Below are 22619 nucleotides of genomic sequence, written 5' to 3' on the forward strand. Positions count from 1 at the left end.
CGGGGAGGACGTCAAATCTTCGGCACCCCGACCTTCATGCCCTCCTTCAGCGCCCCGCCCTTGACCTCGACGCGGCCCTGCCCGAACATCCCGAGCTCGACGCGGACTTCGCGGACCCGGGGCCGCCCGTCCGGGCCGTCCTCGACCACCTGGACCCCGAAGCCGCCGCCCGCCAGCGCCAGCAGCGCGTTCACCGGCACCGACAGCACGCCCTTGACCGTCTCCCCGGTCAGCCCGACGGAGACCGGCGTCCGGTCCGGGGCCCTCACCTCGCCGGGCCGGTCGAGGAGCACCGTCACCTCGACCTTCGCGGCGCCGTCCCCGGCACCGCCCGACCCCTGCCCCTGACCCTCGTCCGCGGCGGCACGGCCCACCGAGCCGATCCGCCCGGTCGCGGTCCCGCCGCCCGGCAGCGACACGGTCACCTCGTCCCCGGTCCGGGCGGACGCGGCCCGGCCGACGTCCAGCTTGAAGCGGACCACGCGCTCCGTGCCGGTCAGCGTGAGCACCGGTTTGCCGGGCGCCGCCTGGTCGCCGGTCGCGGCGTCGGCCGCCTGCACCCGCTGCGGGCCGGTGGCGAAGGCCACGTCACCGGGGCCCACCTGCCCGGTCTGCTTCAGCCCGTGGGACTTCTGCCAGCGCTTCACCGCCGTCACCGTGCCCTGGGTGAAGGTCCCGTCGTCCGGGTCCAGGCCCGTGCCGAAGCCCAGCGCCCGCAGGTTGGCCTTGAGCTGCTTGACGTCCTCGCCCTCGTCGCCCGCCTTCAGCGCCCGGTACATCGGCACCGACCCGTACATCAGCCGTACCGGCCGCCCGTCGACCTCGTACAGCCGCCCGTCGCGCGGGACCGCCGAGCCCTCCCCGGCCACCCAGGTCAGCACGCCCTGGGCCGCCGCGTTCAGCTTGCGCTCCTTGGCGTAGCCGAGGGTGCCGTCCACCTGGAGGCCGTTGCCGAGGTCGCCGCGGGTGACGGGCGCGGTGTCGGGCGGCAGCCCGTCCGTACGGCGCTCCTCGCCCCCCGCGTCGCCGCCCGGCTGCGCCACCAGTACGTACCCCCCGCCGCCCGCGGCGGCCAGCACGACCAGACCCGCCACGAGCCACTTCTTCACGGCCGCCCCGCGTTGCACTTCTCCATGGCCTTCTTGAAGGCCTCTTCCTGCCCCTTGGGTATTTCCGTGGCCTTCGTCATCCCGCCCTCGTACGACGGGTCCGGGAGGTCGATCCCGTTGTCCCGCATGCAGCGGACCCACTTCAGCTGGTCGTCCTTCTCCTTCTGGGTGGGGCCGCCGGCGCCGCCCTTCGGGCCGCTGCCGCAGGCCTCCAGCGCCTTCTGGAACTTCTGCGGGTCCGCGTTCGAGCCGCCGCCCAGCGTCATGCCGCGCGGGTCCTCGCCCGGCTTCGGGTCCGGCACGTCCAGGCCCTGCTTGCGCAGGCACTGGCGCAGCTTGAGCGCGGCGTCGGCGTCGGCCCCGCCGCCCGCCGAGGAGCCGGAGCCGGAGCCGGAACCGGAGCCGGACGAGGAACCGGAACCGGCGGAATCCGAGCCGCCCGACGAGGACGAATTCGTGCACGCGGTCACCAGCAGCGCCAGCCCGGTGAGGACGGCCGCCGCGGTCATGGTCACGGGGGAGGACGCACGCCTGCCCGAGGTGTGTGGAGTCATGGCGCCGACCTTGCGCCGAAGCGCGGTTTCGCTTCTCTAACGGCGGACCTTTACAACGCCGAAACCCCCGCCTCGGATAAAGAGGAACGCATGCGAGTTCTGGTGGTGGAGGACGAGGAATTCCTCCGGGAGATGATCGCCGAGGGCCTGCGCCGCGACGCCCTGGCCGTGGACGAAGCCGCCGACGGCCTTGAGGCGCTGCACCGGCTGCGCTTCGGCGCATACGACGTGATGGTCCTCGACCGGGACCTCCCCGGCCTGCACGGCGACGAGGTCTGCCGCCAGGTGGTCCGCGAGGGCCTGCTCACCCGGATCCTGATGCTCACCGCCTCCGGCACCGTGCGCGACCGGGTCGAGGGCCTCGGCCTCGGCGCCGACGACTACCTGACCAAGCCCTTCGCGTACGACGAGCTGCTCGCCCGCGTCCTCGCCCTCGGCCGCCGCGCCCGCCCCGCCCTGCCGCCGGTCCTGGAGCGGGCCGGCATCGTCGTCGACACCGCGCGCCGCGACGCCACCCGGGACGGGCACCGGCTCGCGCTGTCCCGGAAGGAGTTCGCGGTGCTGGAGGCGCTGGTCCGCGCGCAGGGGGCGGTGGTCAGCAGCGACGACCTGATCGAGCAGGTGTGGGAGGAGGACACCAGCTACTCCACCAACGCCGTCCGCGTCACCGTCAGCAAGCTGCGGGCCAAGCTCGGCGAGCCGCCGGTGGTCGAGACGGTCCCGGGTGCCGGCTACCGCATCGCGCCCCCGCAGGACCGCCGGGCGGCGGCCGGTCCTGCCGGCCGGGAAGACCCAGACCCGCAGGGCCCTGCCCCGCAAGGCCGCTCCTGATGCGCCGCGGTCCGGCCCGGCTGCTGCCGGGCAGCGAGCGCGTCCGCCTCACCGCCCTGTACGGCGCGCTGCTGCTGCTCGCCGGCGGCGGACTGGTGGCGCTGGTCTACGTACTGGTCAGCCAGGGCATGCTCGGCAGCCTCACGACCGCCGTGCGGACCACGGCCGCCCGACCCGGCGACGTCGTCGAGGGGACCCGCGTGGACGTGCCCGTCATGGTCCCGGCGCAGAAGCTGCCGCCCGGCACCCTCTCCAAGGAACAGCTGGCGTCCTTCCAGGTCACCCAGAACATCTCCGCCGCCGTCACGGACGCGGCCCTGCACCGGCTGCTGGTGTACTCGCTGATCGCGCTGGCCGTCTTCGCCGTGCTCTCCATCCTGCTGGCCTGGTGGATGGCGGGCCGGGTGCTGCGCCCGGTCGCGGTGATCACCGAGACGGCCCGCCGGCTGTCCGGCGAGAACCTCCACGAGCGGATCGCGCTCGACGCCCCGCCCGGTGAGCTCAAGCGGCTGGCCGACACCTTCGACGGGATGCTGGGGCGGATGGAACAGCTGGTCGCCGCCCAGCGCCGGTTCGCCGCGAACGCCGCCCACGAGCTGCGCACCCCGCTCGCCGTGCAGCGGGCCGCGGCCGAGATCGGGCTGGCGGGTGAGCCGGACGCGGAGCGGGTGGCCCGGATCAGGGCGAAGCTCCTCGCCGTCTGCGACGAGAGCGAGGCGATGATCGAGGGCCTGTTGCTGCTGGCCGCGGCCGAGGAGGGCCCGGGCGCGGCGGGCGGCGCCGGCGCGGACGACGGGGGCCGCGCGGGGGAGGGGCTGCCGGCGGTGCAGCGGGTGGCCCTGCACGAGACGGCCGCCGCGGAGCTGGCCGGCTGCGCGGAGGAGGCCGCCGGGCGCGGCCTGACCGTGGATTCGGCCCTCGCCCCGCTGGTCGTACGCGGCGATCCGGCGCTGCTGGGGCACCTGGTGCGCAACCTGCTCGCCAACGCCGTACGCCACAACCGTGACGGCGGCTCGGTCACGGTCACCACCGGCGCCCGGGAGCTGTCGGTCACGAACACCGGTCCCGTCGTCCCGCCGGGCGAGGTGCCGAGGCTGCTGGAGCCCTTCCGCCGCCGGGAGGCGCGCCGGCACGCGCCCGGCGAGGGCGCGGGGCTCGGCCTGTCGATCGTCGGCGCCATCGCGCGGGCGCACTCGGCCGAACTCACCGCCACCGCGAACCCGGCCCCGGGCGGCGGCCTGACCGTACGCCTGCGCTTCCCGGGGGCCACGACGGACTGACCGCACCACCCGCCTCCCCTGGCGCCGAACGAGTGGAATCGCGGGGCGGGCGCCGGACGGGTGCCGCCCGTCACGCGCTCGGATGGTGATGTGGTTATCCGCTCCCCGGACCTGGAAGAGGCGCCCCGACATGCGACGTACCCCCTCCCGCCGGCTGTTCGCCGCCGCCCTGCTCGTGGCGTCGGTGCTGGCCCCGGTGGCCGTCACCCCCGCGGGGGCCGTGACTCCCGCTTCCGCCGCAGACCGTTACGGCGACGGCGGCGGGGACAGGAAGGACGGCCGGGACGGGGACGGGTGCCCGCGCAACGGCCTGGACCCCGCCCTGACCGCCCGGCTGGACCGGACCGTCGAGCAGGTCCGCACCCAGGCGAACATCCCGGGCGTCGTCGTCGGCCTCTGGCTGCCGGGCCGGGGCTGCTACGTGCGGGCCACCGGCGTCGCCGACAAGACCACCGGCAGCCCGATGCGGGTCGACTCCTACGTACGGATCGGCAGCGAGACCAAGACCTTCACGGTCACCGCGCTGCTGGAGCTGGTCGACCAGGGCAAGGTCGGGCTGGACGACCCGATCGACAAGTACGTCCGCGGGGTGCCGAACGGCGAGAACATCACGCTGCGTCAGCTCGCCGGCATGCGCAGCGGGCTCTTCCCGTACACGTCCGACCCGGACTTCCTCCACGACCTGGTGAGCGAGCCGGAGCGCGCCTTCAACCCGTGGGAGGTGCTGTCGTACGGCTACCGGCACGCCAACACCTTCGCGCCGAACGCCCAGTTCCAGTACTCGAACTCCAACCTGATCCTGCTCGGCCTGGTCATCGAGAAGGTCACCGGCCAGAAGGTGCAGCGCGTCATCGACGAGCGGGTGCTGCGCCCGGCCCGCCTGCACCACACGCTCTTCCCGAAGGGTACGGAGTTCCCCGAGCCGCACCCGCGCGGCTACACCGACCAGACGCTGGACGGCACCACCGCGGACGCCACCGACTGGAACCCCAGCTGGGCCTGGACGGCCGGGGTGATGATCTCGAACTTGCACGACCTGCGCCGCTGGGCCGAGGTCGTCGCCACCGGGAAGCTGCTCAGCCCGGAGACCCAGGCGGAGCGCATGAAGATGCTGCCCACCGGCTTCCCCGGCACGAACTACGGGCTCGGCATCCTGGAGACCAGCGGCTGGATCGGGCACAACGGCTCGATCCCGGGCTACGAGACGGTGACCGTCTACCTGCCGGAGGAGAAGGCCACCATGGTCCTGATGCTCAACACCGACTCCCAGGTCGGCGGTCAGGAGCCCTCCACGCTCCTCGCCCGGGCGGTCACCCAGGTGGTGACGCCGGATCACGTGTACGACGGCGGAGGAATCGGCCCCCGTTAGAAATTTGAGTGATCAACAGAACCAAACGCACCATGTGTACGGTTTAGGGCGATGAGCAAACACGCCCGGCACCGGACAAGGACGCGGCGGCCCGCACGGCTCGGCCGGCGCTGGCCCCTCGCTGCGGCCGGCGCCGCCCTCGCCGGGCTGGCCGCCTGGCTGTGCGGCGTGCCCTTCGACCTCGGCGGGGACCTCGGTGCGGCGAAGGGCAACCAGGAGCTCCGGGGCGACGCGACGCACGGGGACGGCGACCACCCCAGCCGCGGGGAGCACCGGCCGGCGGCGCCGCACGCCGGGCCGCCGGCTCCGGCGCCGCCGAAGGTGATCCCCGGGCTCAGCGACGCCACCCGGGCGCGGATCCCCGCCGATTCCCGGCAGGTCGTCCTGGTGAGCGGCAAGGGCAAGGACTCCTCGTACAACACCGTCACCCTCTACGGCCGCGCCGAGGGCTCCCGCGACTGGACCGCCGGACCGAGCTGGCAGGGCCGCAACGGCGCCAAGGGCTGGTCCACCGACCGCCGGTACGGCGACCTCACCTCCCCCATCGGCGTGTTCGCCCTCACGGACGCGGGCGGCCTGCTGTCGGCGCCCCCGGGGACCAGGCTCCCGTACGACCAGGACGAGGCCTTCGTGCCCGGCGGGGTCGGCGTCGAGGGGGAGTCCCTGGCCGGCTCCTTCGACTACGTGGTGGCCATCGACTTCAACCGCAGGCCCGGCACGTCCCCGCTCGACCCGGAGAAGCCCGAGGGCGAGGACAAGGGCGGCAACATCTGGCTGCACGTCGACCACGACGGCCCGTCCCAGGGCTGCGTCGGCATCCCGGCGGCCGCGATGCGGAAGGTCCTGGAGACGCTGGACCCCGCCCAGCACCCGGTGATCGTGATGGGCCCGGCGGGCATGTAGCCCCGGCGCCCCCGCTTTCCCCCGCCCCGCTTTCCCCCGCCCGGCTTTCCCGTGCCGGCGCACGCCCGTTCCCCCCTGCGCCCGTGCCCCCGCACTCCCGCCGGGCCGCCCGCCGGGCCCCGCCCGCCGGCATTCCGGACCTCCGGCCTTTTGGTCCCTCCCTCCCCCTTGCCTGACGGGGCGTCAGCTACCAGCATGGGCCCCGCATCCATATGACGAATCGTCAGATGACCCGATGGTGAAGGCGGGCGGCCCATGGGACGCGTGTTTCCTGAAGGACGGCTGGTGTACGGGATGCAGCTCCCGATCCAGTCGCAGAGCTCCATCTACGCCGAGCCCTGGGAGGCCACGGCGACCGCCGCCGACCTGGCGGAGATAGCCCGGGCCGCCGACCGGGCCGGCTTCGGCTACCTCGCCTCCTGCGACCACGTCGCCATCCCGCGGCGGCTCGCGCAGGCGATGAGCACGGTCTGGTACGACCCGGTGGCCACGCTGTCCTTCCTGGCCGCCGTGACCGAGCGGGTCCGGCTGCTCAGCCACGTCGCGATCGTCGGCCTGCGGCACCCCCTGATCAGCGCCAAGCAGTACGCGACCCTCGACCAGCTGTCCGGGGGGCGGCTGATCCTGGGCGTGGGCGCGGGGCACGTGCAGGAGGAGTTCGAGGTGCTGGGCGTGGACTTCGCCCGGCGCGGGCCGGTGCTCGACGAGACCGTCGACGCGCTGCGGGCGGCCCTGGGGGAGGAGGAGTTCCCCGAGTTCGAGGGCGCGCTCTTCCGCTTCCGGGACCTCGGGCAGCTGCCGCGGCCGGTCCAGTCCCGGGTGCCGGTGTGGGTGGGCGGGTCCTCGCCCGCAGCAGTGCGCCGGGCGGCCGTGCGCGGCGACGGCTGGCTGCCGCAGGGCGACCCGCGCGACCGGCTGCCGGGCCAGATCGCCCGTATCAGGGAACTGCGCGAGGCGGCCGGGATCACCGACCCGATCGAGATCGGCGCGATCACCGAGCCGCTGTACGTCGGCGAGCCCGGCTGGGACACCGGCCGCCGCACCCGCACCGGCAAGCCGGAGGCCCTCGCGGCGGCCCTGCGCGAGTACGCCGACCTGGGCGTCGACCAGGTCCAGGTGCGCTTCCGGTGCCGCGACCGCGCCGAACTCGTGGACCAGATCACGGCCTTCGGCGCCGAGGTCGCGCCGCACCTCAACGACTGAAGCGGCCGGACGGCCACGGAACGACCGACCGCACGACCACCGACGAAGGAGCACCTGATGGGCAAGCTGGACGGACGGGTCGTCATCATCACGGGCGCCGCGCGCGGCCAGGGCGAGCAGGAGGCCAGGCTGTTCGCCGCCGAGGGCGCGAAGGTGCTGCTCGGTGACGTGCTGGACGCCCAGGGCGAGGCCGTCGCCAAGGAGCTGGGCACCGAGAACGCCCGCTACGTGCACATGGACGTCAGCCGCGAGGAGGACTGGGCGGCGGCCGTGGCCGCGGCCAAGGAGGCCTTCGGCGGCCGGGTCGACGGCCTGGTCAACAACGCCGGGATCCTGCGCTTCAACGAGCTGACCGCCACCCCGCTGGCGGAGTTCCAGCAGCTGGTGCAGGTCAACCAGGTGGGCGCGTTCCTCGGCATCAAGCACGTGGCCCCCGAGATCGAGGCGGCCGGCGGCGGCACCATCGTCAACACCTCTTCGTACACGGGCCTGACGGGCATGGCCTTCGTGGGCTCGTACGCCGCGACCAAGGCCGCCATCGTGGGCCTGACCCGGGTGGCCGCGCTGGAGCTGGCCGCCAAGGGCATCCGGGTCAACGCGATGTGCCCGGGGGCCGTGGACACCCCGATGGCGAACCCGGGACTGCTGGACCCGGAGAACCTCACGGACGAGGCGCGCGACGCGATGGCGGACCTCTACAAGCGGGTGGTGCCGCTCGGGCGGGTCGGCCTGCCGGAGGAGGTGGCCAAGCTGGCCCTCTTCCTGACCAGCGAGGACTCCTCGTATATCACCGGCCAGCCGTTCGTCATCGACGGTGGGTGGATGGCGGGCGTCAGCATCCTCTAGCCGCACCTGACGCAGTGTCAGGTATTGACGCCGCGTCCCCCCGGTGGAACAGTCGAACGCATCGATCTGACGATGCGTCAGAAAAAGAAGGACGGTGAACCCCCTTGGAATTCGGTCTCTTCGTGCAGGGATACGTGCCTGAGGCGCGCTCCAAGGTCGACCCCGAGGCAGAGCACAAGGCGCTGATCGAGGAGACCGAGTACGTCATCCAGGCCGACAAGTCCGGCTTCAAGTACGCCTGGGCCTCCGAGCACCACTTCCTGGAGGAGTACTCGCACCTCTCGGCCAACGAGGTCTTCCTCGGCTACCTGGCGCACGCCACCGAGCGGATCCACCTCGGCTCCGGCATCTTCAACCCCCTCGCGCAGGTGAACCACCCGGTCAAGGTGGCCGAGAAGGTCGCCATGCTCGACCACCTCTCCAAGGGCCGCTTCGAGTTCGGCACCGGCCGCGGCGCGGGCAGCCACGAGATCCTCGGCTTCCTGCCGGGCATCGAGGACATGAACCACACCAAGGAGATCTGGGAGGAGACCATCGCGGAGTTCCCCAAGATGTTCCTCCAGGAGGAATACGAGGGGTTCCAGGGCAAGCACTGGTCGCTGCCCCCGCGGAAGGTCTTCCCCAAGCCGTACGGCAAGGCCCACCCGGCCATGTGGTACGCCGCCGGCTCCCCCTCCTCGTACGCGATGGCCGCGAAGAAGGGCCTGGGCGTGCTGGGCTTCAGCGTCCAGAAGGTCTCCGACATGGAGTGGGTGCTGGAGCAGTACAAGACGGCGATCCAGGAGGCGAAGGCGATAGGCGCCTTCGTGAACGACAACGTCATGGTCACCTCGACCGCGATCTGCGCCGAGACCCACGAGAAGGCGGTCGAGATCGCGGTCAACGCGAACATGAACCGCTTCCAGTCGCTGGTCTTCCGCTACCACGACACCTTCCCGCGGCCCGAGGCGATCCCGGAGTGGCCCGAGACCCTGCCGGAGTACAACGCCGAGATCATCGAGCTCCTGATCGCCGAGGAGCTGCTGATCTGCGGCGACCCGTCGGAGGTCCTGGCCCAGTGCAAGCGGTGGGAGCAGGCGGGGGCGGACCAGCTGTCCTTCGGCCTGCCGACGGGTGTCTCGTACGAGGACACGATGACGACGATCAAGCTGATCGGCGAGCACGTGATCCCGAAGATCGACACCGACCCGGTCCACCGGACGACGCGCTTCCGCGAAGCGTCCGCCTGACGGTGTGCGGCGGTCCGGTACGGCTCCCCGGCCGGCGCCGCGCCCGCGGGTGCCGCGCCCCCCGGACCCCTTGCGGGGGCTCCGCCCCCACACCCCCGCTCCTCAAACGCCGGAGGGGCTGAATCGCCGGCGGCGCAGCCCCGGGAACCTCGGCCCGTCCGGCGCTTGAGGGCACAGGGGGGTCCGGGGGTTCCCCCGGTGAACGGGAGAAGGGTGGGCCGGGGCAACTTCCCCCCCCCCCCGAGAACGGGGGCGGCGTCTTCCCGGACCGCCGCCCCGCACCGGCCCCGGCCGGGAGGCACCCGTGGCCGCGGCCGGCCCGGCGCCCCCCGGCCGGGGCACGCGGGCGCCCGGACCCGCGCACCCGGCACAAGCCCGGGCAACCAGCCCTGGGCACGGGACCGGTACCGACAGGCACCCCGCAGGGGACCGGTACACGTAGGAGAAGGGACGTCATGCTCGACCACCTCATCACCGGCGCCACCGTCGTGGACGGCACCGGCGCCCCGGCCCGCGCGGCGGACGTCGGCATCAGGGACGGCCGCATCGCGGTGATCGCGGAGCCCGGCACCGTCACCGAAGCGGCCCGGACCACCGAGGACGCCACCGGCCTCGTCCTCTGCCCCGGCTTCGTCGACCCGCACACCCACTACGACGCCCAGCTCTTCTGGGACCCCTACGCCACCCCCTCCATGAACCACGGCGTCACCACGGTCGCCGGCGGCAACTGCGGCTTCACCCTCGCCCCGCTCCACCCGGACCGCCCCGAGGACGCCGACTACACCCGCCGCATGATGAGCAAGGTCGAGGGCATGGCCCTCAAGGCCCTCGAAGAGGGCGTCGACTGGAGCTGGCACACCTTCGGCGAGTACCTCGACGCCCTGGAGGGGCGGATAGCCGTCAACGCCGGCTTCATGGTCGGGCACTGCGCCCTGCGCCGGCACGTGATGGGCGAGGACGCGGTCGGCGGGCAGCCCACCCCCGAGCAGCTGGACGCGATGCTCCGCCTCTTCCACGAGGCCATGGACGCCGGCGCCTGGGGCCTGTCCACCACCCAGAGCTCCACCCACTCCGACGGCGACGGGCAGCCCGTCGCCTCCCGCCACGCGAAGCCCGACGAGCTGCTCGCCCTCTCGCGGGCCGTCGCCGAGCACGAGGGCACCCAGCTGGAGGCCATCGTCGCCGGCTGCCTCGACCAGTTCGCCGACGAGGAGATCGACCTCTTCGTCGAGATGAGCGCAGCGGCCGGGCGGCCGCTCAACTGGAACGTCCTGACCATCGACGCGTCGGTCCCCGAGCGCGTCCCGCGCCAGCTGGTGCCCAGCGAGCGCGCCCGCAAGGCCGGCGGCCGGATCGTCGCCCTCACCATGCCGATCCTCACGCCGATGAACATGTCCCTCGGCACCTTCTGCGCACTCAACCTCATCCCCGGCTGGGGCGAGGTCCTCGGCCTGCCGGTGCCCGAGCGCATCGAGCGGCTCCGCGACCCCGCCGTACGCGCCGAGCTGCTGCGCCGCGCCGACAGCAAGGAGGCCGGAGTCTTCCGGCGGCTGGCCGACTTCGGCCGGTACGTCATCGGCGACACGTACAGCGAGGAGAACGAGGGCCTCAGCGGCCGGGTCGTGAAGGACATCGCCGCGGAGCGCGGCCAGGACGCCTTCCAGTGCCTGGTCGAGATCTGCGCCAACGACGACCTCAGAACCGTCCTGTGGCCGATGCCCACGGACAACGACCCCGCCACCTGGGCGCTGCGGGCCGAGACCTGGCAGCACGAGGACGTCCTGCTGGGCGGCTCCGACGCGGGCGCCCACCTGGACCGGATGTGCGGGGCGCCGTACACGACCCGGTTCCTCGGCGACTGCCTGCGCGGACGGAAGCTCGTGCCGCTGGAGCAGGCGGTCAGGATGCTCACCGACGACCCCGCGCAGCTCTTCGGCCTGCGCGAGCGCGGCCGGATCCAGGAGGGCTGGCACGCGGACCTCGTCCTCTTCGACCCCGAGCGGATCGAGGCGGGCCCGGCGACGCTGGTGCACGACCTGCCCGGCGACAGCCCCCGGCTGGACTCGCGGGCGATCGGCGTGGTCTCCGTACGGGTCAACGGCGTGGAGACCATCCGCGACGACCAGGTCACCGGGGCGGTGCCGGGCACGGTGCTCCGCTCGGGCCGCGACACGAGGACGGTGAGCACCCGATGACGCGGGAGACCAGGCAGCGGCTGTACGTCGGCGGCGAGTGGGTGGAGCCGGCGGGCGGGCACTACGAGGTGGTGAACCCGGCCGACGAGTCGGTGGTCGGCCTGGCTCCGGAGGCCTCGAAGGAGCAGGTGCACGAGGCGGCCGCGGCCGCCCGCGAGGCGTTCGGGCCCTGGTCGCGGACCCGGCCGGAGGAGCGCGCCGCGATCCTGGACCGGGCGGCGGACATCATCCAGCGCGAGTACGAGCCCTGGGCGCAGCTCGCGCAGGCCGAGACCGGCGCCACCCCGGGGATCGCCCGCGGGATGCAGGTCGGGGTGGGCGTGGCGCGCTTCCGGAGGTACGCGAAGGGTGCCCTGGAGCCGGTGGAGCGGGGGCTCCCGCCGCAGGTCACCGAGGCCGGCCCGATGGGGAAGGCGAGCGTGCTGGGGGCGCTGGAGGTGCGCCAGCCGGTCGGTGTGGTCACCTGCATCACCTCGTACAACAACCCGTGGGCCAACCCGTCGGGCAAGATCGCGCCCGCGCTGGCCATGGGCAACACGGTGGTCGTGAAGCCGGCGCCGCAGGACCCGCTGTCGGTGTTCCGGATGGCCGAGGCGCTGCACGAGGCCGGGGTCCCGGCGGGCGTGGTGAACGTGGTGGGCGGGCAGTCGGTGGGCGTGGGCGAGGCCGCGGTCGACTCCCCGGACGTGGACATGGTGTCGTTCACCGGGTCGACGGCCGTGGGCCGGGCGATCGCGGAGGTCTGCGGGCGCGGGATGAAGCGGCAGCTGATGGAGCTGGGCGGCAAGGGCGCGGCGGTGGTCTTCGACGACGCCGACCTGGACGCGGCCGTGATGGGCATCGGCACGACGTTCTCCTTCTACAGCGGCCAGATCTGCACGGCCCCGACGCGGGTGCTGGCGCAGCGCGGCATCCACGACCGGCTGGTGGAGAAGCTGACCGGCTACCTGGCCTTCATGAAGGTGGGCCACCCGGCGGAGCAGGGCACCGTGGTCGGCCCGGTGATCTCCGCGGCGCACCGCGACCGCGTGGAGTCGTACGTGGAGCTGGGCCGCAAGGAGGGAGCCCGGGTCGTGGCGGGCGGCGAGCGGCCGGTGGTGGGGGACGGGCGCGGGTTCTACGTCGCCCCGACGCTGCTGGCGGACTGCACGAACGAGATGCGGGTGGTCCGGGAGGAGATCTTCGGCCCCGTGGTGGTGGTCGTCCCCTTCGACACGGAGGAGGAGGCGGTGGCCCTCGCCAACGACAGCGACTACGGGCTGCTCAGCTACGTGTGGGGCGGCGACGTGTCGCGGGCGTTCCGGGTCGCGCGGCAGATGCGGGCGGGCGGGGTGGGCGTGAACACCATCGGCCGGAACATGGAGGCGCCGTTCGGCGGGTTCAAGCAGAGCGGGGTGGGGCGGGACGTGGGCTCGTACGCGCTGCACGCCTACAGCGAGATGCAGTCGATCGTCTGGACGACGTGACGGCACAGGGTGACCGCAGGGCCCACATAGTGGGACGAACCAGGGCGTGAAAATCGCCACTGGAAAGTTTTGAAGCGGACAAAACGGACGGGGGTGCGGTTTCCGCATACCGGAACCCCCTGTCCGGTCCCGGCGAAAGGGTGCCTCGGCGGGTTTGTGAACCTTGAATTACGTCTACGTGAACAGGCCTGACCTCAAGAATCCAAGGCACTTCGGCGTGCAGGGAACCGGACTTAAAGCCTCCGGATAAGGAAACCGCAGCGTCTAACGTCCTTACTCATGACACAGCTGGACGCCCGACCCCTGGTCGGAGACACGGTAAGCGGCGCGGCCGACGGTGGGAGCCAGGCCCACGACGTCCGCAGCAAGGGACTCGGCAAGGGCTCCGTCGGCCTGCTCGGCAGTGCCGTCATCGGCATCTCCACCGTCGCCCCCGTGTACTGCCTGACCTCCACGCTCGGCTCCACCGCCGGCGAGGTCGGCCTCCAGATGCCCGCCGTCTTCCTCGCGGGCTTCCTCCCGATGCTCCTGGTGGCCTTCGCCTACCGCGAGCTCAACAAGGCCATGCCGGACTGCGGCACCTCCTTCACCTGGACCGTGAAGGCCTTCGGCCCCCGGATCGGCTGGATGTGCGGCTGGGGCCTGGTGATCGCCACGATCATCGTGCTCTCCAACCTGGCCGGCGTCGCGACCTCCTACTTCTGGCTGCTGGCCGGCGAGATCACGAACAACCCGTCGGTCGCGGCCCTCGACGACAACAAGTTCGTCCACATCGCGACCTGCCTGACGCTCATCGCGCTCGCCACCGCCATCAGCTACCGCGGCATGACCGCCACCAAGGGCGTCCAGTACGCCCTGGTCGGCCTCCAGCTCGCGGTCCTCGCGATCTTCGTCGCGATGGCCTTCCAGAAGGCCTCCGCCGGCACCTTCGACACCGGCCTGGACTTCTCCTGGCAGTGGATGAACCCCTTCGCGGTCGAGTCCATGGCGGCCTTCACCGCCGGCCTCTCGCTCTCGATCTTCATGTACTGGGGCTGGGACGCCTGCCTGGCCACCAACGAGGAGACCACCGGCTCCGCCAAGACCCCCGGCCGCGCCTCCCTGATCGCGATGGTCGTCCTGGTCGGCTCCTACCTGGCCACCGGCATCGCCGCCCAGATGGCCGTCGGCTCCGGTGACAAGGGCCTCGGCCTCGCCAACCCGGAGACCTCCGACAACGTCTTCGCCGCCCTCGCCGGCCCCGTCATGGGCCCGATGCTCGGGGTGCTGCTCTTCGTCGCCGTCCTGGCCTCCGCCGCCGCCTCCCTCCAGACCACCTTCATCCCGGTGGCGCGGACGGTGCTGGCGATGTCCACGTACGAGGCGCTGCCGCCCTCGTACGCCAAGGTCCACCCGAAGTTCAAGACCCCGGGCCGCGCCACCGTCATGGCGGGCGTCGCCACCGGCCTCTTCTACACGGTGATGACCCTGGTCAGCGAGAACGTCCTGACCGACACGATCTTCGCGCTCGGCCTGATGATCTGCTTCTACTACTCGCTGACGGCCTTCGCCTGCGCCTGGTACTTCCGCAAGGAGCTGCGCCGCTCGTCCCGCGACCTGTTCTTCAAGGGCGTCTTCCCGGTCCTGGGCGGCGTGCTCCTGGCCGCGGTCTTCACGAAGACCCTCATCGACATGTGGGACCCCGCCTACGGCTCCGGCTCCACGGTCCTCGGCGTCGGCAGCGTCTTCGTCATCGGCGTCGGCCTGCTGGCCCTCGGTCTGGTGATCATGTTCGTGACCGAGCGCCGCAGCCCGGCCTTCTTCCGGGGCCAGGTGCTCACCAAGGAGACGCCGGCGCTGGTGGTCGAGGACTGAGGTCCGCGCCCGAGGCCCCGTCCGCCTTCCCCAGCTGTGTCAACGCCGGACGCCCGGTACCGCCGATCGCGGTATCGGGCGTCCGGTCTTCCACGAGTTCTGTGACCGTCCCGGGGGCCGCTTCGTTGTCCCGGTCATGAACAACACCCCCATCAAGCGTGCTGTTGCTGCCCTCTCCCTCGCCGGGGCGGCCCTCGGCCTCGCCGCCACCGCGGCGCAGGCGGCTCCCCTCCCCGACCTGCCGGACGTCCCCGTCGCCGGCATCGACGACATCACGGAGCTCCCGGCCGCCGGCGTGCCGGACGTGGCCGCCCTCACCGAGGGCCAGCTGAAGCACGTCCCCGACCTGCCCGCCGGCCAGGTCACCGACGCGGCCATCGGCCTGGTGGAGGACCCGAAGAAGACGCTGGACGAGGCCCAGTTCGCCACCGTGGCCGCCGACGAGGCCCTCGGTACCACCCTGACCGGCACCGGCCCGGCCTTCGCCCCGCCGGTCGACGCGGTCCGCGGCTGGGCGGCCGAGGGCGTCGACTCCCTCAGCTGAAGCCCTGCACCGGAGCGACACCCGCGCCCCCGGGTGCCGTCGACCTCCGCACGCGGCCGGGCGGACCTGGTTCCGGCCCGGCCGCCTCGGCCGGGCGGGCCGGCCCGCCCGGAGGGCGGACTGGGGCGGGCCGGGCGCCGTGGACCGGGGCTCAGGCGGACTGGCCGACCGTGTCCTCGTACAGCTCGGTGAAGTAGAGACCGATCAGGTCGATGAAGTTCACGAGGTGCCGCTCGGCGGCGGCGAAGTCGCCGTCGGCCCAGCCCCTGACCGCGCGGTCGACGGCCGACCACATCAGGTCGTCGTGGTCGTGCTCGTCGTCGTAGTCGAGGTGGGCCTGCGAGCCCTTGACCATCTCCAGGCCGTAGGTGGTCGCGGCGTGGGTGGTGATGATCTGGTTGTAGCGGTCGGAGTACCACTCGACCAGCCAGTTCCAGACCATGGTGGGGATCGGCCCCTCCTGGTTGATCGAGAAGTACATGTACCCCATCAGGTACTCCGTGGAGGGGTACACCCGCATCGCGTCGACCTCGTCCTTGGAAAGGCCGAAGTGCTTGAGGTCGCGGAGGAACATCCCCTCGTGGTTGTTCTCCTCGGCCAGGTACTGGGCGAGGATCGAGGCGAGCCGGTTGTCCTTGTAGCCGATCTTGTAGAGGCCGTAGGCGTCCACCTCGTTGTTCAGGCGGATGCGGAGGACCGTCTCCACTAAGTGGCGGCGGTAGTAGTCGCGGTCGATCCACTCGCCCGCGTGGAACTCGCGGGCCTTCGGCACCTTGCGGAACAACCGCTCCATGCCGTCCGCCGCCAGCTTTTCCAGTCGTTCCCGTGACACGTTCTGCCCCCATGTGCTCGTCGTGCGTGCACGCTGTCGTGCGTGGCCGGATCCCGGCCGCGGGCCCCACGCTGGTTCAGGGGTCCGGGCCGGGTCAACGACCGTTCAAGACAGGGGGAGTTATGGCTAGATGTGCGCGACGAAGGCCGCCCAGGCGGTGGACGTGACCTGGAAGGAGGGGAGGGTGGTGTCCTTGGAGTCGCGGACGTGGATGGTGGTGGAGTCGTTCTGGGTGAGGGCCACTTCGACGCAGCTGTCGCCCTCGCTGCCGCTGTAACTGCTCTTGAACCAGGTCAGCTCGGCGTTGCTCATAGCGCTCCTCGCAATCGCTTCAACAGGCTCACGGAGTCCGCGTAGCTGAGAGCCTGTGAGCGCAGTTTGGCATAGCGCTGATGGAGGACGCTGACGGCTTTCACGTCCGTCGTCACCTGGCCTGTCTTCTGGCCTTCGCTGTATGCGAGCCATGTGTTGTCTTCTGTTTCGAGTAGCTGCACGGGGCCGTCGGTACCGGCGTGTTCGGGCTGCTTGAGCGGCATGATCTGAATCTCGACGTTGGTGAGCGGGCAGACCTCCAGCAGGTGGTCGATCAGCCCTCGCGTCACGTCCGGCCCGCCCGTTTCCCGCTCGATCACCGACTGCTCGATGATGAAGCTGAAGGCGGTCAGCGGCCTTCGCGTGAGAAGGCGTTGTCGTTGCAGCCGCGCCGACACGCGGTCCTCGATCTCCTCGTCCGTCGGAGGCGGCGGCACGTTCATGATGACCGCCCGCGCGTAAGCCTCGGTCTGCAACAGGCCCGGGACGACGCGGCACTCGTACGTGTACAAGCTGACGGCCGTCTCCTCCAGCTGCGCCCACGGCCGGAACCAGGACGCCAGCCCCTTCTGTTTCATCAGGTGCTTCGCGGCCGCCCGGATCGCCCCGAAGGCATCCAAGGCCTCCTCCGCGTTGTCGATGAACTTCTGCTGCGGAAAGCGGCGGCCTTGCTCGAACGAGCCCACCGACTGGACCGAGTAGTCGACCAGCGGGGCGAACTGCTCCTGGGTGTAGCCGGCCCGCTTGCGGAAGATCTTGACGACCTCCCCGAAGGTCCTGAGTGCGGGATCGGGCTCCACGTCGTACTCACCATCACCGTTAGCCATGGTCTACCTCCCCGACGGGCAATCGTCACGTTACGTGAACCACGCTGTCCAGCGCACGGACTCGTACAAGTCCCCTTGTACGAGTCCGTGTGCTGGTGAAATTCCCTGGCCAACGCTGGAGTTGGACTCATGTCAGAGCCAGAGCGGCACCCCACCGCCCCCGTACGCGTGTTCACTCAGCGTTTCAGTTCCACCCGCCGCGGCGCCCGACTGGCCCGGCGGCTGGCGCTGCTCCAGCTCCACGACTGGGGCATCCCGCACCGCACGTCCCGGTCCGTCGCCGCGGAACAGGTGCTGGCCGAGCTGGCCGCCAACGCCATCACCCACGGGCGGGTGGCCGGCCGGGACTTCGAGGTGCGGCTCACCCTCACGGGTGGCGGCGCGGTGCTCCGTATCGAGGTGGCCGACGCCCGCGGCGACCGGCGGCCGGAAATCCGCGTCGGGGACGGGGTGTCCGGGTACGGAATGCGGCTGGTTGACGCCTATGCGGATGCCTGGGGCGTCACCGACAGGGTCATCGGCAAGACAGTCTGGGCGGAGTTGGGCGCGTCCCTCTCCCCGCCCGCCCTACCATCCCCTCATGGCGATCCCCTGGCCCTTCTTCGGCCGTGAGGCGGAGCTTGCGCGGGTGGCGCGTGCCCTCGGGGCGGACGGCGTCGGCGGGGTGGTCGTGGCGGGGCTGCCCGGGACCGGGAAGTCCTGGCTGCTGGCCGAGGCCCGGCGGGCGCTGGAGCGGGAGGGGCGGCCGGTTTTCGTCGCGGAGACCTCCGAGGAGGCGCGGGAGGTGCCGTTCGGGGCGCTCAGTCCGCTGCTGCCGGTGCTCGTCCCCGAGCGGGGTGCGCTCAACCTCTTGCGGTGGGCCCGCGAGGTGCTGCTCGACGAGGGCGAGCGTGCCGGCGCGGGCGCTGGTGACGGTGCCGGCGCCGGTGAGGTGCCCGTGCTGTGCGTGGACGACGTACAGCTGATGGATCCGCTGTCCGCCGCGCTCGTGCGGCGGATGGTGCGGGCCGGGGAGTTACGGCTGCTGGCCGCCGGGGCCGTGCCCGACGGGCTGCGGCGGCTGTGGGAGGACCGGCTGCTGGAGCGGGTGGAGGTCGGGCCCTTCACGCGGGAGGAGACCGAGGCGCTGCTCGGGCCGCTGGAGCGGCGGGCGGCCCGGCGGCTGTACGAGCGCTCGCGCGGCCATCCTCTCTTCCTGAGGGAGCTGGCCCTGACCGGCGAGGAGCTGCCGGACCGGGTTGTCGCGCACGTGACGGCCCGGGTCGGCGGGGCGCGGGAGGCGCTGGAACTGGTCGCGCTCGGGGAGCCGGTGGCGTTGTCCGCGCTGGGCGAGCTGGTCGACGTATCGCTGCTTGAGGAGGCGGAGGCGCGGGGGCTGATCGTGGTGGCCGGGCCCTGGGTGCGGCTGGCGCACCCGCTGTACGCGGAGGTGTTGCGCGGGAGTTGTCCGCGGACGCGGGAAGGGCGGCACCGGCGGGCGCTCGTACGGGCCCTGGGCGGGGCCGGGCTGCTGGCCGGGGCGCGGGAGGCGTGGGCCGGGCGGGATCCCGGCGGGACGGTGCGGCTGGCCTCGGCGGCGTGGGAGGCCGGGGCCGGTGTGGGGGCGGCGCTGCTGCTGGCGGCGGCGCTGATCTGGACCGAGCGGTACGCCGAGGCGGAGGCGGTGCTCGGGGAGTGCGAGGCGTTGCCGATGGAGCGGGCGGAGCGGGCCCGGCACGCGGTGCTGCGGGCGTACGGGCTGAGCTGGGGGCTGCGGCGGTTCGACGATGCCGAGCGGGTGCTGGGCGAGGCGGAGGGCGTGCTGGGCGCGGAGGCGGTCGGGCGCCGGGTCGCGTTGCGGGGGGCGGCCGAGGACTACCGGGGGGCGTTGGAGCTGGCTTCCGCGGGGGGTGGGGGTGGTGGTGCGGGTCGGGGTGTGGGGAGTGGTGCTGCGGGGGGTGGTGGTGCTGGGGCTGGTGGTGCCGGAGGTTCTGGGGCTGGTGGTGCCGGAGGAGAGGGTGCCGCGCTGCTGACCGGGATCGCCGTGGCGCGTGCGTACACCGGGCGGCCCCTGATGGCGCGGTCCGTGCTGGTGCGGGCCGGGGAGGTGGTGGGCGGGGATCCGACCGAGGTGCTGCCGCTGCGGCTGGCCGCGTACGCCGCCGAGTTCTGGGCCGGGGACCTTGCCGGGGCGTGGCGGGCCGCCGACGCGTACGCCGAGGCCCTGGGGCGGCGCGGGGACGCGCTGTACGGGGCGGTGCTGCTGTGGCGGGGGCAGGTACGGGCGGCGCTGGCGCGCCTGCGGGGCTCGCACCCCGGGGCCGCCGCCCATGCCGCCGCGCTGGTCGGGGACGCGGAGATGGCCGAGCGGTACTTGGCGGCCGGGGGCGACCAGTGGGCGGAGCTGGCGCGGCCGTGGGTGGCCGTTGCGGGCGGGCGGGTGTCGGAGGCGGTCGAGCTGGCCTCCTCGTATGCCTCGCGAGCCGGAGCCGCCGGCCTGGTGGGCTTCGAGCTCCTGGCGCTGCACGACGTGGCGCGGCTGGGCGGCGCGCGCAAGGTGGCGGCGCGGGTGGCCGCGCTGGAACACGAGGGGGCCCTGGCTGCGGTGTGCGCCGGGCACGTGGCGGCGGCGGCCGAGCGGTCGGGGGCAGGCCTGTGGGCGGTGTCCCTGGAGTTCGAACGGCTGGGGTACCTGCTGTTCGCGGCCGAGGCCGCCGCGGGTGCGCTGCGGGCCGGCGCACCGGGGGCGGCGGCCCGGGCGCACATGCTGGCGGCGCGCTGCGAGGGCGCGCGCACGCCGCTGCTGGCGGGGCTGGCGGCACCCGCGCTGACCCGGCGCGAACTGGAGGTGGCCGGCCTGGCGGCCACCGGCCTCACCTCCCGCACCATCGCCACCCGCCTGGGCCTGTCCCCCCGCACGGTGGACAACCACCTGACCAGTGCCTACGCGAAGCTGGGCGTCACCAGCCGGGGGGACCTGGCAGCGGTACTGGGGAACCCGGGGGCGTAGGGGGCGGGGGATGTCGGGCGGGGGTGTCGGGCGGAGCCGGCGTGGGGCACGTGACCGGAGGGGCGGCACCCCCCTGGCCGGTCTCAGGGATCTGGACGTATCTGGGGCCGTCCGCCGACCGAGGGTTTCCGGGCCGGGGCACCCTGTCAAGGGCGCTCCGCTGCGCTCCGCGTCGCCTGCGGCGATTCCACTTCGTTCCACCCTTGACAGGCCACCCCGGCCCGGAAGGCAAAGACCTCGGCGGACAACCCCAGAAAAAACGCCCTGGCCACTCCTCATGCATTCCGGTACCGGGTGCGCGTCCCAGTGTCGGGGTGCAGCCCCGCCCCACGGGGCGGACGCACCACCGTCCGCAGGCCCCCCAGCCGTCTCAGCGGCCTCCGGGCCGCCTGCGCCCCTTCATAAGCCGCCAACGATCGCTACGCGCTTCTCCCGTCATGCGACGGCCCGCTCGTCGTGGTTGGACGCCTACGACCGGCCGGCAGCCGTCCGTGGGCCGAACAAGGGATCATGATGGTGAGGCCGCAGACGAGCGGTGATCCGAGACTCGGGCGGGGGAGAGGCATGATTCGGCTGGCGGACGGGCCCATGACGTGGGTGGCCGCGGGGGACAGCATCACGCAGGGCGTGTTGCACACCCACGGGGCCCGGGGATGGGTCGAGCACCTTCAGGAGCGGGTGCGGTGGCAGTCGGGCCGGCTCACCGACATCGTCGTCAACACCGGGGTCTCCGCCTGGACGGCAACGGACGTGCTCGGGGCCCATGACCACCTCATCGGCCGCTTCGCGCCCGACGTGCTGTCCGTGTCACTCGGCACCAACGACTGCCTGGCCGGCGAGGCCGGACTGCCCGCCTTCCACGACGCGATGCAGAAGATCATCGAGATGGCGGGCCACCACACCCAGGTGGTCCTCCAGACCCCCGTGCTCGTGGCCGCGTCCGGGCGGGAGCGCCGGTCGGCCCTGCCGGCCTACTGCCAGGCAGTACGCGACATCGCCGCGGACACCGGCGCCCTGCTCGTCGACCACGAGACCCACTGGCGCAACCACTTCGGTGACATGGACCCGATCCCGTGGCTCGACGACCCCGCCCACCCCAACGCCAAGGGCCATCTGGAAATGGCCAACCACCTGTTCCGGACGCTGGGGCTTGGTGAGCTGGAAGGCCTCTAGCGGCCCCGCCACCAGTCCACGGTCGCTTTGACCTGCGCGTCGAGGGGCGTGGGTCGGAGGGCAAACTCGGACTCGTAAGCCGCGCAATCGACCACGAACGGCTCGTCGAACTGGTAGCGGATCTCCTTCAGTTCACGCAGGAGGGGCGAGAAGAGGCCCGCCAGTGTCAGGACCGCGGGCGGGAGGGCGCGAACCTGCACCGGACCGCTGCCGGCCTCCCCGGCCAGCAGTTCGACCATCTGGCGGGTGGACCGGGCGGGCACCGTCGGTACGTGCCACGCCCGCCCCCACGCCCGCTCCTCGCCCGCCAACTCGACCAGCGCTCCGGCCACGTCCGGCAGGTAAGTCCAGCTGTGCGGGGCGTCCGGATCGCCAAGAGAGGAAACGGACTTCCCGCGCATCACCCGCGGCACGACCCGTCCCGCCAGGTGACCGCCTTCGACCACGCCAGGGCCGAAGAAGTCCGAAGCCCGCACCTCCACCGCCCGGATGCGCCCCTGCTCGTGCAACGCCCGAGCCTGCTCCCAAGCCGCGGCGCGCACCCGCCCCTTCGGGCCGGTCGCCGCCAGCGGCAGGTCCTCGGTCATCGGCCCGGACACCGGCCCGTACCCGTAAAGATTGCCCAGCATGACCAGCACGGCCCCGCTGGCCTCGGCCGCCGCGCACAGCGCGCCGGCGAGCGCCGGCCATGCATCCGCCCACTGGTGATAGGCCGGCGAGGCACACCCGTACAACGCCACAGCCCCCTGTGCGGCCCCGGCCAGCCGCTCACCGTCCGACGCGTCCAGCGCGACGTGCTCGATCCCCGCCTCCGGCGACCGCCCGGCCCCGCCCGCCCTCGTGATGACGCGAACCTCGTGTCCCTGCCCGGCCAACAGCCGAGCGGTGGCAGCCCCAGCGGGCCCGAACCCCACAACCACATGAAGACTCACATACGAACACTAGCGCGACACCTCCCCGCGGGCCGCCCATCGTGCCGAGCTGTTCGCACCACCGACGTGCCCCGCCGCCCGCCGAGACGTGAGAAGCACGCAGTGGCCGTTGGCGGCCTATGTCCGGCCCCAGACGGCCGTCGGTCGCCGTGAGGCAGGAGCGCGTAGCGA

General features: G+C 72.6%; 20 protein-coding genes. 14 read left to right on the top strand and 6 right to left on the bottom strand.

Features of this window, described 5'->3' with window-relative positions; genetic code table 11:
* Positions 1-11 precede the first annotated feature (11 nt).
* Together ACIQUQ_RS15175 and ACIQUQ_RS15180 are read right to left on the bottom strand one after the other, a co-directional pair.
* Positions 12-1127 carry a peptidoglycan-binding protein gene (locus tag ACIQUQ_RS15175; RefSeq protein ID WP_403975558.1) on the bottom strand — a complete coding sequence of 372 codons (1116 nt, stop codon included), beginning with the start codon at positions 1125-1127 and terminating at the stop codon, positions 12-14.
* The gene (locus ACIQUQ_RS15180) at positions 1106-1663 is read right to left on the bottom strand and encodes a hypothetical protein (protein ID WP_403975561.1); all 558 of its coding nucleotides are present in this window, start codon (positions 1661-1663) and stop codon (positions 1106-1108) included. The genes ACIQUQ_RS15175 and ACIQUQ_RS15180 overlap by 22 nt, the downstream gene beginning before the upstream one ends.
* 90 nt (positions 1664-1753) lie before the next feature.
* Between ACIQUQ_RS15180 and ACIQUQ_RS15185 the strand changes: the two genes are divergently transcribed.
* The 11 genes from ACIQUQ_RS15185 to ACIQUQ_RS15235 all read left to right on the top strand — a co-directional run bounded on the left by ACIQUQ_RS15185 (position 1754) and on the right by ACIQUQ_RS15235 (position 15383).
* On the top strand, positions 1754-2494 hold the full coding sequence (locus tag ACIQUQ_RS15185; RefSeq protein WP_403975566.1) for a response regulator transcription factor: 741 nt from the start codon (positions 1754-1756) through the stop codon (positions 2492-2494).
* On the top strand, positions 2494-3774 hold the full coding sequence (locus tag ACIQUQ_RS15190; RefSeq protein WP_403975568.1) for an ATP-binding protein: 1281 nt from the start codon (positions 2494-2496) through the stop codon (positions 3772-3774). The genes ACIQUQ_RS15185 and ACIQUQ_RS15190 overlap by 1 nt, the downstream gene beginning before the upstream one ends.
* 130 nt (positions 3775-3904) lie before the next feature.
* Complete coding sequence (locus ACIQUQ_RS15195; protein ID WP_403975571.1) at positions 3905-5143, top strand: serine hydrolase domain-containing protein; 1239 nt, start codon at positions 3905-3907, stop codon at positions 5141-5143.
* A 51-nt stretch (positions 5144-5194) separates the two neighbouring features.
* Positions 5195-6046: a hypothetical protein gene (locus tag ACIQUQ_RS15200; RefSeq protein ID WP_403975573.1), complete on the top strand. Its 852-nt coding sequence runs from the start codon at positions 5195-5197 to the stop codon at positions 6044-6046.
* Between the two features lie 255 nt (positions 6047-6301).
* A complete protein-coding gene (locus ACIQUQ_RS15205) occupies positions 6302-7249 on the top strand; it encodes a TIGR03619 family F420-dependent LLM class oxidoreductase (protein ID WP_403975575.1) in 948 nt (315 codons plus the stop codon).
* Between the two features lie 57 nt (positions 7250-7306).
* Complete coding sequence (locus ACIQUQ_RS15210; RefSeq protein ID WP_403975577.1) at positions 7307-8095, top strand: SDR family NAD(P)-dependent oxidoreductase; 789 nt, start codon at positions 7307-7309, stop codon at positions 8093-8095.
* Positions 8096-8199: 104 nt separating this feature from the next.
* Positions 8200-9324, top strand: coding sequence for an LLM class flavin-dependent oxidoreductase (locus ACIQUQ_RS15215; RefSeq protein ID WP_403975579.1), 1125 nt, complete (start codon positions 8200-8202; stop codon positions 9322-9324).
* A 389-nt stretch (positions 9325-9713) separates the two neighbouring features.
* A complete protein-coding gene (locus tag ACIQUQ_RS15220) occupies positions 9714-11519 on the top strand; it encodes an amidohydrolase family protein (protein ID WP_403975677.1) in 1806 nt (601 codons plus the stop codon).
* A complete protein-coding gene (locus ACIQUQ_RS15225) occupies positions 11516-12985 on the top strand; it encodes an aldehyde dehydrogenase family protein (RefSeq protein WP_403975580.1) in 1470 nt (489 codons plus the stop codon). The genes ACIQUQ_RS15220 and ACIQUQ_RS15225 overlap by 4 nt, the downstream gene beginning before the upstream one ends.
* Positions 12986-13264: 279 nt before the next feature.
* Entirely contained in the window at positions 13265-14839 is a 1575-nt protein-coding gene (locus ACIQUQ_RS15230; RefSeq protein WP_403975582.1) for an APC family permease, read from the top strand.
* Between the two features lie 136 nt (positions 14840-14975).
* Positions 14976-15383 carry a hypothetical protein gene (locus ACIQUQ_RS15235; protein ID WP_403975585.1) on the top strand — a complete coding sequence of 136 codons (408 nt, stop codon included), beginning with the start codon at positions 14976-14978 and terminating at the stop codon, positions 15381-15383.
* A 151-nt stretch (positions 15384-15534) separates the two neighbouring features.
* Here ACIQUQ_RS15235 and ACIQUQ_RS15240 read toward each other — a convergent pair whose 3' ends face one another.
* The 3 genes from ACIQUQ_RS15240 to ACIQUQ_RS15250 form a co-directional block, all read right to left on the bottom strand.
* Positions 15535-16215 (bottom strand): hypothetical protein, encoded by a 681-nt coding sequence (locus ACIQUQ_RS15240; RefSeq protein ID WP_403975587.1) that lies wholly within the window; start codon positions 16213-16215, stop codon positions 15535-15537.
* Between the two features lie 126 nt (positions 16216-16341).
* Positions 16342-16527 (bottom strand): DUF397 domain-containing protein, encoded by a 186-nt coding sequence (locus tag ACIQUQ_RS15245; protein ID WP_403975590.1) that lies wholly within the window; start codon positions 16525-16527, stop codon positions 16342-16344.
* Positions 16524-17354: a Scr1 family TA system antitoxin-like transcriptional regulator gene (locus ACIQUQ_RS15250; RefSeq protein WP_403658749.1), complete on the bottom strand. Its 831-nt coding sequence runs from the start codon at positions 17352-17354 to the stop codon at positions 16524-16526. Before ACIQUQ_RS15250 ends, ACIQUQ_RS15245 begins: the two co-directional genes overlap by 4 nt.
* Before the next feature lie 129 nt (positions 17355-17483).
* On the opposite strand from ACIQUQ_RS15250, the gene ACIQUQ_RS15255 reads away from it, so the two are divergent.
* From ACIQUQ_RS15255 to ACIQUQ_RS15265, 3 genes are all read left to right on the top strand, one after another.
* Entirely contained in the window at positions 17484-17966 is a 483-nt protein-coding gene (locus ACIQUQ_RS15255) for an ATP-binding protein (RefSeq protein ID WP_403975592.1), read from the top strand.
* Positions 17935-20343 carry a LuxR C-terminal-related transcriptional regulator gene (locus ACIQUQ_RS15260; RefSeq protein ID WP_403975593.1) on the top strand — a complete coding sequence of 803 codons (2409 nt, stop codon included), beginning with the start codon at positions 17935-17937 and terminating at the stop codon, positions 20341-20343. Before ACIQUQ_RS15255 ends, ACIQUQ_RS15260 begins: the two co-directional genes overlap by 32 nt.
* A 588-nt stretch (positions 20344-20931) precedes the next feature.
* Positions 20932-21516, top strand: coding sequence for an SGNH/GDSL hydrolase family protein (locus ACIQUQ_RS15265; protein WP_403975594.1), 585 nt, complete (start codon positions 20932-20934; stop codon positions 21514-21516).
* On the opposite strand, the gene ACIQUQ_RS15270 is transcribed toward ACIQUQ_RS15265, so the two are convergent.
* Positions 21513-22448: an NAD-dependent epimerase/dehydratase family protein gene (locus ACIQUQ_RS15270; protein ID WP_403975596.1), complete on the bottom strand. Its 936-nt coding sequence runs from the start codon at positions 22446-22448 to the stop codon at positions 21513-21515. The two genes, ACIQUQ_RS15265 and ACIQUQ_RS15270, sit on opposite strands and share 4 nt — an antisense overlap.
* Between the last annotated feature and the right edge of the window lie 171 nt (positions 22449-22619).

Origin of the sequence: Streptomyces sp. NPDC101118, from assembly GCF_044759445.1 — a bacterium.
In the GTDB taxonomy this organism is placed as follows: Bacteria; Actinomycetota; Actinomycetes; order Streptomycetales; family Streptomycetaceae; genus Streptomyces.

Excerpts from the sequence above, each read along its gene's own strand:
- ACIQUQ_RS15180 (WP_403975561.1), bottom strand. The coding sequence starts at position 1,663 with ATGACTCCACACACCTCGGGCAGGCGTGCGTCCTCCCCCGTGACCATG.
- ACIQUQ_RS15225 (WP_403975580.1), top strand. The coding sequence starts at position 11,516 with ATGACGCGGGAGACCAGGCAGCGGCTGTACGTCGGCGGCGAGTGGGTG.
- ACIQUQ_RS15195 (WP_403975571.1), top strand. The coding sequence starts at position 3,905 with ATGCGACGTACCCCCTCCCGCCGGCTGTTCGCCGCCGCCCTGCTCGTG.
- ACIQUQ_RS15255 (WP_403975592.1), top strand. The coding sequence starts at position 17,484 with ATGTCAGAGCCAGAGCGGCACCCCACCGCCCCCGTACGCGTGTTCACT.
- ACIQUQ_RS15210 (WP_403975577.1), top strand. The coding sequence starts at position 7,307 with ATGGGCAAGCTGGACGGACGGGTCGTCATCATCACGGGCGCCGCGCGC.
- ACIQUQ_RS15200 (WP_403975573.1), top strand. The coding sequence starts at position 5,195 with ATGAGCAAACACGCCCGGCACCGGACAAGGACGCGGCGGCCCGCACGG.
- ACIQUQ_RS15230 (WP_403975582.1), top strand. The coding sequence starts at position 13,265 with ATGACACAGCTGGACGCCCGACCCCTGGTCGGAGACACGGTAAGCGGC.
- ACIQUQ_RS15205 (WP_403975575.1), top strand. The coding sequence starts at position 6,302 with ATGGGACGCGTGTTTCCTGAAGGACGGCTGGTGTACGGGATGCAGCTC.
- ACIQUQ_RS15190 (WP_403975568.1), top strand. The coding sequence starts at position 2,494 with ATGCGCCGCGGTCCGGCCCGGCTGCTGCCGGGCAGCGAGCGCGTCCGC.
- ACIQUQ_RS15260 (WP_403975593.1), top strand. The coding sequence starts at position 17,935 with ATGGCGATCCCCTGGCCCTTCTTCGGCCGTGAGGCGGAGCTTGCGCGG.
- ACIQUQ_RS15250 (WP_403658749.1), bottom strand. The coding sequence starts at position 17,354 with ATGGCTAACGGTGATGGTGAGTACGACGTGGAGCCCGATCCCGCACTC.
- ACIQUQ_RS15185 (WP_403975566.1), top strand. The coding sequence starts at position 1,754 with ATGCGAGTTCTGGTGGTGGAGGACGAGGAATTCCTCCGGGAGATGATC.
- ACIQUQ_RS15265 (WP_403975594.1), top strand. The coding sequence starts at position 20,932 with ATGACGTGGGTGGCCGCGGGGGACAGCATCACGCAGGGCGTGTTGCAC.
- ACIQUQ_RS15235 (WP_403975585.1), top strand. The coding sequence starts at position 14,976 with ATGAACAACACCCCCATCAAGCGTGCTGTTGCTGCCCTCTCCCTCGCC.
- ACIQUQ_RS15245 (WP_403975590.1), bottom strand. The coding sequence starts at position 16,527 with ATGAGCAACGCCGAGCTGACCTGGTTCAAGAGCAGTTACAGCGGCAGC.